The following is a 13,752-nucleotide window of genomic DNA, read 5'->3' as shown; positions in this document are numbered from 1 at the left end:
GTCCTGGGGTCATCCGGGACAGGCGACCCGGAGCGATGCGGCGGTGCGGCCGGCTTGACGTGGAACAGTTACGGTTCATTGACCCGGGCCGCCCCGGACATGTGACACCGACTGTCTCCGCGACACCAGGACGAGCAACACGGTGTGACAACGATGTGTGGTGCACGCTACGCCCTTTCGCGGACCGCTCGGGCGCAGCCGCTAGCATCGAAACGAGTAGGTGTGGGCCGTCGGCCCGACCGGAGCGAAGCCGCCCGCAGTGACGAACACCGTTACGGCGAGCGCCTCATCAGCGAATCCAAGGTGATCACATGGCAACCGAAAGCGTCCTGCACCCGAGCTTCATCGTCCCGGTCGGGCACGTGGAGCCCGTACCGCGCCGCATCCGTGGAGTGATCGGCGGCCGTGTCGTCTTCGACACCCGCCGCGCCCTGTACGTGTGGGAATGGCAGGCGTACCCCCAGTTCAGCATCCCGGTCGAGGACCTGGTGGACGGAGTGCTGCACGACGACAAGCACACGGAGCAACTGGGCGCCGGCCCCGCCCACCGGCACTCTCTGCTGGTGGGATCGGAGGCTCGTCCGGGGGCGGCGTGGGTCTGGGGGGAAGGCGCTCCTGGAGCCTTGCGCGACACCGTGCGTTTCGAATGGGAGGCGCTGGACACCTGGTTCGAGGAGGACGAACCGGTCTTCGCCCATCCCCGCAGTCCCTATTCGCGCGTTGACGCCCTGCGGTCCAGCAGCAGCGTCAGGGTCGAGGTGGACGGTGTCGTGCTGGCGGAGGCCACCAACTGCGTGAAACTGTTCGAGACCGGCCTGCCGACCCGCTACTACCTCGACCGCGCGAACATCGACTGGAGCCGCCTGCGGTCCTCGGACACAGTGACGCGATGCCCCTACAAGGGGACCACCAGCGGCTACTGGTCGTTCGACAGCGACAAGGCCGCGCACGAGGACATCGCCTGGATGTACGACTTCCCGACCATCCATGCCCATCGCATCGCCGGGCTGACCGCGTTCTACAACGAACACGTCGACCTGTACATCGACGGCTCCCCGCTGCCGAAGCTCGCCGACGCGGCCGCGACGGCTGAAACGTTGGACGTTGAATGAGGGCTACGGAGTCTCGGCTCCAACAGTGTCACACCTGAGTCCACGGCCCTGTCTTGTGAGGTGACAGCCTTTGGAGAACCGCTACCTTTCGAGGAGTACGCCGTGAGCGACATTGTTCTCGAACCCGCCGCACAGGACTTCGCCGACGCGACCGCCCGGCCGCCGCTGCTGTACGAGCTCGGGGTCGAAGGGGCCCGCAAGTTGCTCGACGACGTTCAGTCCGGGCCGATCGAGAAGTTCGACGTGGAAGAGAAGTGGATCACTGTTCCCGCCCGGGTCGGTGACGTGCGGGTACGCATCGTCAAGCCCGTCGGCAGCACTGCTGACCTGCCGGTGATTCTCTACGTCCACGGCGGTGGCTGGATCCTGGGCGACGCCGGCACGCACGACCGCCTGGTCCGTGAGCTGGCTGTGGGCGCCGAGGCGGCCGTCGTCTTCGTGGAGTACGACCGCTCCCCGGAAGCCAAGTACCCCGTCGCCATCGAGCAGGCGTACGCCACCGCCCAGTGGGTCACAGCCAAGGGCGGGGACGAGGGACTGGACGGTTCGCGTCTGGTCGTCGCCGGTGACTCAGTGGGCGGCAACATGAGCGCCGCTCTCACCCACCTGGCCAAGCGGCGTGGTGACGTGACCTTCCTGCACCAGTCGTTGTACTACCCCGTCACCGACGCGGGGCAGAACACCGAGAGCTACCGGACCTTCGCCCATGGCCCGCACCTGACGGCGAAGGCGATGGAGTGGTTCTGGAACGCCTATACCACCGACCCTGCCGAGCGGAACCAGATCACCGCTTCCCCGCTGCGTGCGACTCAGGAGGACCTCCAGGGGTTGCCGCCGGCGTTCATCGTGGTCGACGAGAACGACGTGCTCCGTGACGAAGGCGAGGCGTACGCCGCCAAGTTGACCCAGGCGGGCGTGGCCACCACGAGCATCCGCTACAACGCCAGTCTTCACGACTTCATGATGCTGAACCCGGTCCGCGGAACTCAGGCATCGACGGCGGCGATCGAGCAGGCCATCCACGTCCTGCGCAAGGCCCTGGGTACCGGCTGACCCTTCGTGGCCATTCGCCCGACGACGCGCGTGATCCGGTATTGAACAACGAAAGGCCACCCCAGTGAGTGCACAGAAGCCGACCATTGTCCTCGTTCACGGCGCGTTCGCGGACTCCTCGAGCTGGAACGGCGTAATCGAAAGACTCCAGTCCCACGACTATCCGGTGGTGGCCGCGAGCAATCCGCTGCGTGGACTGGCCACCGACAGCACGTACGTGAGACAGCTCGTGGCCTCCATCGACGGACCTGTGGTCCTCGCGGGGCACTCCTACGGCGGCTCGGTCATCAGCAACGCCGCCACCGGACTCGACAACGTCAAGGCGCTCGTCTTCGTCGCGGCCTTCCTGCCGGACGAGGGCGAGAGCGCGGTCGCCCTGTCCGGCAAGTTCCCGGGCAGCACTCTCGGAGAGACACTTCAGCCGGTTGCGGTCACGCAACCCGGCGGTGTCGAGGTCGTGGACCTCTACATCGACAGGAGCAAGTTCCCTCAGCAGTTCGCCGCCGATGTCCCGGAAGGGACCGCGGCGGTCATGGCTGCCACCCAGCGCCCCGTAGCCGACGCCGCACTCGCGGAGGGGGCTTCGGCTCCGGCGTGGCGGAACGTCCCGTCCTGGGTTCTCGTGGCCACCGAGGACCGCAACATCCCCGCGCGGGCACAGACGTTCATGGCCGAGCGCGCGAGGGCCACCGTGGTGAACGTCTCCGCTTCCCATGCGGTGAGCGTTGCGCGTCCCGGTGAGGTCGCGCGGCTCATCGACGAAGCGGCTCGGGCGACAAGCTAGACCACGACCCTCCGGTGTTCGCGACGGGACGCCTTCTCGGCACCCCTGGGACGTGAAGGCGGCTCGGTACGTTCACGGGTCGACATGAGTACGCGGTACATGGGTCCTCGCGATCCCCGAAGCCCGGCCCGGGGCATGGGGCCGGGCCACCGACTATGGGAGCGGATCTTGAACACGAACCAGCAGACCACCCGTGGCCTGGCCGCCATAGAGGCCTATCTGTACCAGGAGGGTCATCTCAGTGCCGCTCGACGACGAGTGATGGCCTTCACCGAGACGCGGGACGGATTGAGCCGCGAGCAGAAGTGCGCCATCGAATCGTGGTACCTCGCGGAGCAGAAATACGTGGCTCGCATGGTGACGGAACACATCGACGGCAGTGTCGGCGCGGCCGAAGCGGCGCACCATGTCCGGCTCAGGCGATGGTTGCGAGGCACCCTGCTCGCCATGGTCATGCTCAACGTCGTGACGCTCCTGTGTACGGCGGTCGTCGTGGGATCAGTGGCGTAACCCTCCCTCGCGCCGACGCGACGGGTCACGGAACACCCGTCAAACGCTACTCCTTGACGCCGATGTCTCCGTAGCCGTCCTCGGACGCGGCCGTAGCACAGTCGCATCTCCGCCCGGCGAGCGCGCCGCTCAGGCTTCGCGGACCGCCTCTGCGATCGCCGCGTATGTTCCTCTCCGTTCGTCAGATGACGGACTTGCCGAGCCCGCCGTCGACCTGCAGGGTCTGCCCTGTCACGTAGGTCGACAGGTCGGAGGCGAGGAAGAGAGCCGCGGCGGCGATCTCTTCGGGGCGGCCCCAGCGACCGAGGCGAATGCCGAGGTTGTCGACCATGACGTCGCGCACCTGCTCCGGCGTGACGTTTTTCTCCTCGGCGGTGGCCGCGTGCCGGTCCTGCCAGACCTGCGTCAGTGTCATGCCCGGTGAGATGCCGTTCACCAGCACACCTTGTGGTGCTGCCTCGGCCGCCAGATAGCTGGTCAGGGCGACGACGGCGGCGTTCACCGCGGCGGCGACCCCGATGTTGGGAACCAGCACGTGCGCCGCCATGCCCGCGATGTTGATGATGCGTCCGGTACCCCCCTTCTCGATGAGAGGAAGGGCGGTGCGGGCGACCCGGAGATAGCCGACGGTCTTGGCGCTCAGCGCGTCACTCACGACGGCCTCGTCGACATCGGCCAGGGGGCTGACCGCCAGCAGGGGCGCCGCGGAGTTGACCACGATGTCCAGCCGGCCCTGCCACTCGTGCACGTTACGCACCGCACGGGTGACGGCGTCATCGTCGGTGACGTCGGCCACCACGGTCAGCACCGGGCTGTCACCGCCTTCGGCGACCCTCTCCGCGGCTTCCTCCAGTTTCGCCCGGGTTCGGCCGACGAGGGCGACAGCGGCGCCCTGTTGGTGCAGCAGCCGCGCCACCGCGAGACCGAGGCCGCTCCCGCCTCCTGTGATCAGAGCGGTGCGTCCGTCGAGTCGAATATCAAGAGTCATTGCTGTCTTCTCCGTCCATGCCCGGCGGCGCCGTACCGCCACACCGAGCCTGGAACACGGGCGGCCGAGGAGCAACGACGGCTAACGGGCGGATAACGCGGCGAAGTCGCGGTTAACAAGCGTCTAACGATCACCGTCGTACGCTCTTGCCGAAATTCGAGGCCACACGCCCGATCCAACGTGCTCCAGCTCAAGAAGGCGGGAAACAGCGATGGTGCGATCTGCTGGCCGGAAGCCGACGATCGAAGAGATCGTCCGTGCTTCCAGCATCGAAATCATTCCGTTGAAGGGCGCGGAAGGGAAGGCGGCCGCAGTGCCGGCGGGAACGACGATAAGCATCACGTGCTCGCCGAAGTTCGGGCTGTCACGGACCCTCGACCACGTGGCGGCCGCCCGTCGGTCAGGGCTCCGGGTCGTGCCCCATCTGGCTGCCCGCATGGTCGCGGGGCGGGCACAACTGCGCGAGTTCGTAAGCGGGGTGACCGACCTCGGGGTCGACGAACTGTTCGTGGTCGGCGGCGACGGAGAGGAGCCCGTCGGACCATACAGCGAGGCCCTGGACGTGCTGCGGGAACTGCGCGAGTTCGACCACGGGCTGACCCGGCTCGGGGTCGGCTGTTACCCGGAGGGTCACCCGAAAATCGGCGAGGACGAGCTGTCGGAGGCTCTGGCGCTCAAGCAGCACTACGCCGACTACATGGTGAGCCAGCTCTGTTTCGACGCCTCCGCCCTGACCTCGTGGGTGCGGTCCGCTCGTGACCGCGGCATCACCCTGCCGCTTCGGATCGGTGTCGCGGCTCCGCTGCAGGCCAGGAAACTGATCGAACTGTCAGTCAGAATCGGTGTCGGACAGTCCGTACGGTATTTGTCCGGACAGCACGGCATGGTCGGCAGTCTTCTGCTGGGACGTTCCTATGAACCCATGGACCTGCTGCGCGCCGTACAGCAGGAGATCTCCTTCGCTGAAATGTCGGTCGAGGGTCTGCACCTGTTCTCCTTCAATCAGGTCGACGCCGCACTCGAATGGATTTCCCGCGCCACCGGCACGGAACAGGCCGACAAGGCCGGATGACCGGCGGATTCTGATGTCCTCACCGAAACTCCGCCCGCCGACAGAAGGTTGAGTGTGCATTTCTCATGAATCTCGAAGAGAAGATCCAGCAGGCCGGAAACGTCGCGGACATGCTGCGCAACGTCCCTCAGGGCCCGTACGTGTACCCGATGCGTGCGGAATACACGAATTGGCGGGACGAACAGCGGGCATGGCATGCGACCGCGGTGCTCTTCGACCAGTCGCACCACATGACGGACATCTACTTCAAAGGCCCGGACGCGCTGCGGCTCATGTCCGACCTCGGCGTGAACGGCTTCCGGAACTTCGGACGGAACAAGGCGAAACAGTTCGTGGCGTGCAACCACGACGGATACTTCGTCGGTGACGCCATCCTGTTCGGCTTCGAGGATGACGAGTTCAGCCTGGTGGGACGGCCGGTCGCGCCCAACTGGGTCGCTTTCCAAGCCGAAACGGGTCAATACCGCGTCACGGTCACGCGTGACGAACGGTCCATCGCCAACGACGGCCGGCGCCTCACCTTCCGTTTCCAGCTCAACGGTCCGGCCACGCACAGGATCGTCGAAAAGGCGGCGGGTGCACCGCTCCCGCGGATCAGGTTCTTCGGCATGGGTGAGATCGAGATCGCGGGTGTTCCGATCCGCGCGCTCAACCACACCATGGTCGGCATACCCGGGCAGGAATTCACTGGCCTGGAACTGATCGGCCCGTCAGAGCACGGCGAACGGGTCCTGGATGCACTGCTCGTGGCCGGCGAGGACTTCGGGCTGCGTCAGGGCGGCGCACGGGCCTACCCTTCCACCGCCATCGAGTCCGGCTGGATTCCCGCGCCGGTACCCGCTCTCTACACAGGCGCCTCGATGAAACCCTTTCGGGAATGGCTCTCCGCCGAGGGTTTCGAGGCGAACGCCTCCATCGGCGGCAGCTTCGTGTCGCAGGACATCGAGGACTACTACGTCACGCCATGGGACCTCGGCTACGGACGCGTCATCAAGTTCGACCATGACTTCGTCGGACGCGCGGCGCTCGAGCGGATGGCGGATCAACCGCACCGGAGGAAGGTGTGGCTGCGCTGGAGCGACCGGGACACCGCGGACTTGGTCGCAGACAGCCTGTTCGGCACCGGACCACGAGCGAAGTATCTGGAGATGCCGGTCTCTCACTACGCCACCGGCACCTACGACAAGGTCCTTGTCGACGGCCGGCTGGTGGGCGTGTCCGCCAACAACGGCTATACCGTCAATGTCGGAGGCTGGTCCTCCCTGGGCATGGTGGACGAGGCGGAGGCGACCGACGGCCGGGAGGTCGAGATCGTCATCGGTGAGGAGAACGGCGGTTCGGCGAAACCCACCGTCGAACCGCATGTCCAGCGATACATCCGCGCCACGCTGCATACACGCCCGCTGGTCTGACCGTTGTCCCGACCAAGTGCTGCAAGGCATTCCCTGCACCGCGGAGGACGTGAATCGGGATGAGTGCTATCCGTTGGGTTTTCACCCTTACCTGTCCCGACCAGCCCGGGATCGTCCAGGCCGTTTCGACGTTGCTCCTCGAACACGACTGCACCATCGTGGAGAGCCAGCAGTTCGTCGAGCGCGAGGCCGGCAGATTCTTCATGCGGGTCGAGTTCGAGGCGCTGGACCCGCACGTCACGGCCGACACCCTGCGCGCGGGTTTCGCCGGTCTACCGCAACGGTTCTCCCCGGAATGGCGGCTGTTGGAGGCCGGTGCACCGCAACGCGTCCTCATCATGGTGAGCCGTTTCGGGCACTGCCTGAACGACCTGCTGTTCCGCGCGCACAGCGGCGCGCTGAACGCGAAGGTCGCCGCAGTGGTGTCCAATCACGCGAACCTGCGGTATCTGGCCGAGGCCTACGATATCCCGTTCCGTCACATACCGGTCACGCCGGAGACCAGGACGGCCGCGGAAACAGAGCTGTCCGGCCTCGTCGAGGACCTGGAGATCGATCTCGTGGTGCTCGCCCGCTACATGCAGATCCTGTCGCCCGACCTGTGCAAGAAGCTGGACGGGCGCGCCATCAACATTCACCACTCCATGCTTCCCAGCTTCAAGGGCGCCCGCCCCTATTACCAGGCCCATGCCAAGGGAGTGAAACTCGTGGGCGCCACCGCGCACTATGTGACACCGGACCTCGACGAGGGGCCCATCATCGAGCAGGAGATGGCACGCATCGACCACTCCCTGACAGCCGACGAGGCCACCACCCTCGGCCGGGACGCCGAGTGCCTGGCCCTGTCACGCGCGGTCCGCTGGCACTGCGAGAACCGCGTACTTCTGCACGGGAACCGGACCATCGTGTTCCGGTGATCCCCACGCGTTCGCCGGCCCGCACAACCGACAGCGATCACACCACACGGAGGTTCCATGCCCATCCCCGGTCTCACACGAGTCGACCACTTCGGAATCACGGTTCCCGACCTCGACCAGGCGCGCGAGTTCTTCGAGGACGTGCTCGGTTTCGAGTACCTGTACCGGCTCGGCCCCCTTCGCGACGACACAGGACACTGGATGAGTGAGCACCTCAACGTCCATGACCGGGCGGTGTCGCCGCGCATCTACTTCTTCGGCATCGGCGGACAGGCGATCCTGGAGGTCTTCGAGTACCGGGCCCCGGGGCAACGGCTGGAACCACCGCTCAACAGCGATGTCGGCGGCCACCACCTGGCCCTGTACGTCGATGACATCGACGCCGCGACAGACGACCTGCGGCGACGAGGTCTGCGCGTCCTCGCGGAGCCGACGCGGAGCCGGGGCCCGCACGAGGGCCAGCGGTGGGTCTACTTCCTGTCGCCGTGGGGTCTGCAGTGCGAGCTGGTGTCCTACCCCGACGGCAAGGCGTATCTCCGTAACCCGGCGGCCTTCGACTGAGCGCCGGTCCGAGTCCGACAGTCGCCCCTCGCCCGATCCGGGCGGCCATCTCCCTGCCATGATATGTAGGTTGACGGGCTGTCAGCCGCCGAGGAAGCGTGCTTGGCCGTCGGCACAGCCCGCTCGACCACGGATGTCGCGGGGCCTTGGACGTGCCGCGAAGGCTCTGCCTGACGACAGCCAACTATCGACCGGATATCGAGTGGTGCCGACCTCTGAGTTAGGCGGGTCACCGTGGAAGATCATCACGACACTGACGAGGGCGACCGACGCACGCTGATCCGACGGAAGTTCGTGGCGCCCGAACCCGGTGACGACATCGTCCGGCGGGACCGGCTGACACTGTCGCTCCGGTCTCTCCTCGAACGTCACACCGTGGCCACGGTGTGCGCGCCCGCCGGCGGCGGCAAGACCACGGCCGTCGCGCTGGCCCTGCGCGATGTGGACCGCCCAGTCGCCTGGCTGGTGCTCGACGGCTCCGAGCGGACTGCCGGGCGATTGCTGGCCTATCTCGAAGCGGCGGTCGAGCCGCAGGTTCCCCGGGCACGCCGCGTCGCCTCTGACGCGCTGCGCCAGGGCATGCACATCGGTGAGGCAGCGGGACTCCTCGCGGAGAGCCTCGAGGGCAGCCGCACGGTGCTGGTCTGCGACAACGTCGAGCGGATCACGGCGGACGAGGACGCGCTCGTCGTCCTGTCGGCGCTCGCGCGATACCTGCCCGCGGACGTCAACCTGGTGTTGATCTCCCGTACCGGCGTCGCACTGGACGTCGATTCGGCCGGCGCCGTCTCCCGTGTCGGCGAACTCGACGAGGACCTCGCCTTCGACATCGACGAGACGGCGGCCGCCCTGCGACTCATGGGCCGCCCCGCTGCCGACGGCCAGGACATCCTGGCGGCCACGGGCGGCTGGGTGGCAGGAGTGCTGCTCGAGGTAGCGCCGACCGGCGGTCCCGCGGACCACAAGGCCGACGCTCTGCGCGGCTACCTCGCGGCCAACATCCTGCGCCCCCTGTCCGCCGAGGAACGGACCTTTCTGCTGCACACCAGCCTCCTGCCAGAGATCTCGGTCGACGACGCCATGGCGCTCGGACAGAGCGACGCCGTCCGTCTCATGGCCGGCCTGCGCCACAAACACCTGCCGGTGTACTGGTCCAAGAACGGCGGCAGGCTCACCACACGTCCCCAGTTTCGGGAGTTCCTGGCCGCTGAACTGGTCCGCACCGCGGATCCGGAGACCGTGGACCGGCTGCACCGGCTCCACGCCGGCCTGCTGGTACGGCGAGGAGCCCTGGAGGAGGCCGTCGAAGAGCTGCTGGAACTGGGCGACACGGAGGATGCCTGGCGGCAGGCAGCGATCGCCCTGCCCCGCCTGGTCGCCCGTATGGACTTCACCTCCGCTGCCCGATGGCTGGACGCGCTGCACGACCCCGCGAGGGTGCCCACCCCCGAGATCGGCTCTGTCGTGCTTCGGGTGTCGTTCGCGCTCGAACAGAGCCGGCGCGGCATCGAACTCCTGGACCGGCACGGCGATGAGTGGCTGCCGGGGCCCGACTCGCCCCACTTCGAGGAAGTGGTCCTCCTGGCGGCCTGGTGCCTGTGGCATTCCGGCCGGCTGGGCGAGGCCCGGGCCATCGCGGAGCGGCTGCCCGCCGGGCGGGCCCGGGAAGTCGGCCAGAGCCTCCTGGCCCTGGCCGACGGCACCTCGCCCCCGTTCCCCGACTACGCTCCGGCGCCCGCGAGCGCCGTCGACGGGATGCACATGCGCATCGGCTACTTCCGCGGCAGATTACGCGGGCTGGACCGCCCGGCCGGAGGCGAGCCTGCGCGCCCCGTCCTCGGCGTGCCCTGGATCATCGCCGGACTACGGGCGACAGGACGCCTGGAAGAAGCCATGGAGATGTATGAAGTACGCCGGGAATCGTGGCAGCCGCCCTGGCTGCACGCGGTGGACGCGGTCGACCTCATGAGTGACCTCGGGTACGGGGACGAGGCATCGGCCGCCCTGGAACGCGGCCGCCGCCTGATCGCGGACACCGGTTCCCGGCTGTACCACATCCTGGGATGGCTGAACGAGGCGAAGCTGTGTCTGCGGCTGCGCCACGACACCGCCGCAGCCGACCACGCCCTCGCTGAAGCCAAGGAACGCGGTGCCACCGACTACGCGTTCAGCCGCGAGCTGCACCAGCTGTGGCACGGGCTCTCCCTGCTCTTCCGAGATCGTGACGCCGAGGCACGCGGGGAACTGGAGGCGTGCGTCGACAGCATGCGGCGGGGCGACCGGCGGCTCGAACTGGCGACGGGAGCGGTCTATTTGGCGGAGGCGTACTGGCGTCTCGGTGAGGAGGACGCTTCCGACGCGGCGGCTGAGCTCGCCCTCAGCGAATCCGCGGCACAGGGGTCACAGCACCTGCTGCTGGCCGCGCTCGCCGACGTCCCCGCCGTGGCGGTGCGGGAGGCGGACGCCTCTCCGACCCGGATGTCACGCTGGCACGAGCTCACCGCCGCGTTGTCCGGCCAGGACACGCTGAGGGTCGCGTCCCGGGCTCCGCGTCTGCTGCTGGAGGAGTTCGGCGAACCCTTCCTGACTGTCGACGGACAGCGAGCCCCGCTGCGGCTCAGCAAGAGCATGGAGCTGCTGAGCTACCTGCTCGCGGAGCGGCGTGAGGTGCCCCGGCAGGAACTGCTGGACGCCCTGTTCGACAGCCGCAATGACGCCGCCGGCCGGAGCTACCTGCGCCAGGCGCTCTACCGGCTGCGCGAGGTACTTCCCGAGGAGCTCATGCCCCAGCAGGACGGTGACCGGTTTCGCCTCGGCCGCCCTGACCTCGTCAGTGGCTCGGCACAGGTCCTGCTCGACACCCTCGTACAGGCCGAGCGCCAGGACGGCGAAATCCGATTACGCACCATGACCGACGCGCTGGCACGTGCCGAGCGGGGGCCCTACCTCGCGACGCTGGGCAGCACCTGGGTGGAGCTGCGCCGCACCGAGATCGGCGACCGGATCGACGGCGGCCGTGTCGAAGCGGCCAGGCTGGCGTTCCGGCTCAGCAGGTACCGCGAGGCGCGCCGACTCGTCGACAGCGTGCTCCGGCGGAGCCCGTACCGCGAGCAGGCGTGGCAGCTCGCGATCCAACTGGCCCATGCGAGCGGCAGCGACGACTCCGTACTGGCCCTGTACCGGCGGTACACGGCGGCGATGCGGGAGATGGGAGTCGCGCCGTCAGTCGAGGTGCGGCGCTTGGTGGCCCGGTTGCGGCAGTGAGCAACGGCCCGCGATTTCGGGGCGATTAACGCTCCCCGGATCACGCTTGGGCCGTGACTTCGACGCCGTACGCACGAAAGCGAGAGACGATGACGCACACCGCCGGCGGGATCGAGATCCCCTCGATTCCGGCACAAGCGATCGGGCCGACGGTTCCGCCCTCCGGATATCTGGTGCGGGAGATCGCCGACGGCGTGCACTGGGTCACCGACGGTGGATACCAATGTGCCTTCGTGGTCTGCGACGATCAGGTCGTCGCCATCGACGCGCCGCCGTCGCTCGGACCGCTCGTGACCCGGGCCATCCGCGATGTGACCGGTAAACCGATCAGCCACGTCCTGTACACGCACTCCCACGGTGACCACATCGGCACGGTGAACCAGTTTCCGGACGATGCGGTCCGCATCGCGCAGCAGGAGACCCACACCCTGCTGAGCGAGGCAGACGATGCCCTGCGGCGTCCGCCCGATGTCACCTTCCGGGACTCGCATCGGTTGGAGGTGGGTGGCCAGGTGATCGAGATGCACTACAAGGGCAGCAACCACGCGCCGGGCAACAGCTTCATTCACCTGCCGCGTCAGCGGATTCTGATGCTCGTCGACGTCATCTATCCCGGGTGGGTCCCGTTCACCAACATCGCCCAGTCCAAGGACATCCGCGGATTCATGGCGCATCACGATCACGCGCTCTCCTTCGACTTCGACACCATGATCACCGGCCATCTGACCCGGCTGGGGACGCGGCAGGACGTCAAGATCCAGCGCGAGTACATGCACGACATACGCACCGCGGCACGCCACGCCTTGGAGATCACGCCGGAGAAGCGCAGGCTCGCCCGTGAGACGGTCGGAACCGACCACATCTACCTGTACTTCAAGACGATGTACGAGGCGGCTGCGGCGGAGGCCGCCCAACCTGTCATCCAGAAGTGGTCCGGGCGGCTGGGTGGTGTGGAGACCCTGGGCGTGAATCACACGCTCACGATGTACCACAGCCTCCGATTGGACGAGAACGCCGAGCCGCACGTCGTGTTCTTCCCGCCTGCCGAGGCCGACCACGGCCACGATCACTGACAACGGGCCAACCAAGGTCCGGACGGGCGTCGAGCTTGACGCCGCAGGCGCCACGGAACCGGGTGACAGGGCCACAAGGTCGACGGACAGGACCGTCGTTCAGGCCGGGAAGTCGAACAGGCGGTACTCCGCTCGCGTCGTGAAGCCGAAGCGCCGGTAGAGGGGTTCGCCCATGGGGCTCGATACGAGCGCGGCGGCGTGCATCCCCCTTTCCCGCCCGACCTGTAGGGCGGCGACCGTCAGCGCCGCCCCGACGCCCTGGCGGCGATGGGCTTCGGCCACGTGCACGAGGAAGATCCCGGCCACTCTGTTGGCGGTTGTCACCACTGTGGACCCGACCAGCCGGCCGTCCAGTACCGCGCCGAGCCGGACGATGCCGGCGTTGTCCTCGCGTTGTGACTCGATGCGTGTCATCTCTGCCTCCAGAGCAGGCGCGACACCCATCGACGACCGGTACGTCCGGACCAGCTCCGCCAGCTGCTCGCCGTGCCGCACCGCCTCGACCCGCAGGCCGGTACGGGTACCGTCCGGACCGGGCGTCCCACCCGGGCCCGCCTGGTGGCCGAGGGGTCTCACCATCACAGGAAGAACGGTGAGTTCCCTGCCCCCATGGCGCCGCAAGGTGCTCGCCGTGTTCTCGGGACTGTCCGGGCCGACCCACCACCACCAGGGGACACCGGCCAGGTCCTTGCGGACGGCCGCCACGGTGGGACCTGGCGACGAAGTGAAAGTCGCGCGCACCACACCGTTGAACTGCGGGGTGGCCAGCCCACTGCGGAACTGGTCGACGACGGGGCCCGGACGGCTTGTCGAGTCCCAACCCATCAGATAGCGACGGAAGTTGGTGAACACCGACTCCATCAGATCAGGGTCCTCCCGGGGCATCCGGGCCTCCGCGTCGTCGTCGTGTGCCACGTGGGTCGTCCTGGCCGCATCCATGCCAGTAGTAGACGCTGGTTGAACGGTGGTTTCCAGGGACAGCGATCGATGTCACACATCGCGGAGC

Annotated in this window: 12 protein-coding genes; 10 read left to right on the top strand and 2 right to left on the bottom strand. The window is 67.5% G+C overall.

Going from position 1 to position 13,752, the window contains the following annotated elements; translation table 11 throughout:
• Positions 1-311 precede the first annotated feature (311 nt).
• From EDD93_RS37900 to EDD93_RS37885, 4 genes are all read left to right on the top strand, one after another.
• Positions 312-1,112 (top strand): DUF427 domain-containing protein, encoded by an 801-nt coding sequence (locus EDD93_RS37900; RefSeq protein WP_123531264.1) that lies wholly within the window; start codon positions 312-314, stop codon positions 1,110-1,112.
• Between the two features lie 102 nt (positions 1,113-1,214).
• A complete protein-coding gene (locus EDD93_RS37895; RefSeq protein ID WP_123531262.1) occupies positions 1,215-2,165 on the top strand; it encodes an alpha/beta hydrolase in 951 nt (316 codons plus the stop codon).
• 64 nt (positions 2,166-2,229) lie between these two features.
• On the top strand, positions 2,230-2,949 hold the full coding sequence (locus EDD93_RS37890; protein ID WP_123531260.1) for an alpha/beta fold hydrolase: 720 nt from the start codon (positions 2,230-2,232) through the stop codon (positions 2,947-2,949).
• 168 nt (positions 2,950-3,117) lie between these two features.
• On the top strand, positions 3,118-3,459 hold the full coding sequence (locus EDD93_RS37885; RefSeq protein WP_123531683.1) for a hypothetical protein: 342 nt from the start codon (positions 3,118-3,120) through the stop codon (positions 3,457-3,459).
• A 181-nt stretch (positions 3,460-3,640) separates the two neighbouring features.
• Here the strand turns inward: EDD93_RS37885 and EDD93_RS37880 are convergent, their stop codons facing one another.
• Positions 3,641-4,447 (bottom strand): SDR family NAD(P)-dependent oxidoreductase, encoded by an 807-nt coding sequence (locus EDD93_RS37880; RefSeq protein WP_123531258.1) that lies wholly within the window; start codon positions 4,445-4,447, stop codon positions 3,641-3,643.
• Between the two features lie 211 nt (positions 4,448-4,658).
• Between EDD93_RS37880 and EDD93_RS37875 the strand changes: the two genes are divergently transcribed.
• From EDD93_RS37875 to EDD93_RS37850, 6 genes are all read left to right on the top strand, one after another.
• Complete coding sequence (locus EDD93_RS37875; protein ID WP_123531256.1) at positions 4,659-5,519, top strand: methylenetetrahydrofolate reductase; 861 nt, start codon at positions 4,659-4,661, stop codon at positions 5,517-5,519.
• Positions 5,520-5,584: 65 nt separating this feature from the next.
• A complete protein-coding gene (locus tag EDD93_RS37870; protein ID WP_123531254.1) occupies positions 5,585-6,931 on the top strand; it encodes an aminomethyltransferase family protein in 1,347 nt (448 codons plus the stop codon).
• A 59-nt stretch (positions 6,932-6,990) separates the two neighbouring features.
• Complete coding sequence (purU, locus tag EDD93_RS37865; RefSeq protein ID WP_123531252.1) at positions 6,991-7,848, top strand: formyltetrahydrofolate deformylase; 858 nt, start codon at positions 6,991-6,993, stop codon at positions 7,846-7,848.
• 57 nt (positions 7,849-7,905) lie between these two features.
• Entirely contained in the window at positions 7,906-8,409 is a 504-nt protein-coding gene (locus tag EDD93_RS37860) for a VOC family protein (protein ID WP_123531250.1), read from the top strand.
• A gap of 294 nt (positions 8,410-8,703) precedes the next feature.
• Entirely contained in the window at positions 8,704-11,673 is a 2,970-nt protein-coding gene (locus EDD93_RS37855; RefSeq protein WP_260256127.1) for a BTAD domain-containing putative transcriptional regulator, read from the top strand.
• Positions 11,674-11,762: 89 nt separating this feature from the next.
• Positions 11,763-12,746: an MBL fold metallo-hydrolase gene (locus EDD93_RS37850; protein ID WP_123531247.1), complete on the top strand. Its 984-nt coding sequence runs from the start codon at positions 11,763-11,765 to the stop codon at positions 12,744-12,746.
• Positions 12,747-12,845: 99 nt separating this feature from the next.
• On the opposite strand, the gene EDD93_RS37845 is transcribed toward EDD93_RS37850, so the two are convergent.
• On the bottom strand, positions 12,846-13,661 hold the full coding sequence (locus tag EDD93_RS37845) for a GNAT family N-acetyltransferase (RefSeq protein ID WP_260256126.1): 816 nt from the start codon (positions 13,659-13,661) through the stop codon (positions 12,846-12,848).
• Positions 13,662-13,752 lie beyond the last annotated feature (91 nt).

This window comes from Streptomyces sp. 840.1, from assembly GCF_003751445.1.
GTDB lineage: Bacteria > Actinomycetota > Actinomycetes > Streptomycetales > Streptomycetaceae > Streptomyces.
Note: the sequence above shows the minus strand (reverse complement) of the source record. Positions and strands in the feature narration are given on the sequence as shown.

Excerpts from the sequence above, each read along its gene's own strand:
- EDD93_RS37850 (WP_123531247.1), top strand. The coding sequence starts at position 11,763 with ATGACGCACACCGCCGGCGGGATCGAGATCCCCTCGATTCCGGCACAA.
- purU (WP_123531252.1), top strand. The coding sequence starts at position 6,991 with ATGAGTGCTATCCGTTGGGTTTTCACCCTTACCTGTCCCGACCAGCCC.
- EDD93_RS37875 (WP_123531256.1), top strand. The coding sequence starts at position 4,659 with ATGGTGCGATCTGCTGGCCGGAAGCCGACGATCGAAGAGATCGTCCGT.
- EDD93_RS37870 (WP_123531254.1), top strand. The coding sequence starts at position 5,585 with ATGAATCTCGAAGAGAAGATCCAGCAGGCCGGAAACGTCGCGGACATG.
- EDD93_RS37880 (WP_123531258.1), bottom strand. The coding sequence starts at position 4,447 with ATGACTCTTGATATTCGACTCGACGGACGCACCGCTCTGATCACAGGA.
- EDD93_RS37860 (WP_123531250.1), top strand. The coding sequence starts at position 7,906 with ATGCCCATCCCCGGTCTCACACGAGTCGACCACTTCGGAATCACGGTT.
- EDD93_RS37900 (WP_123531264.1), top strand. The coding sequence starts at position 312 with ATGGCAACCGAAAGCGTCCTGCACCCGAGCTTCATCGTCCCGGTCGGG.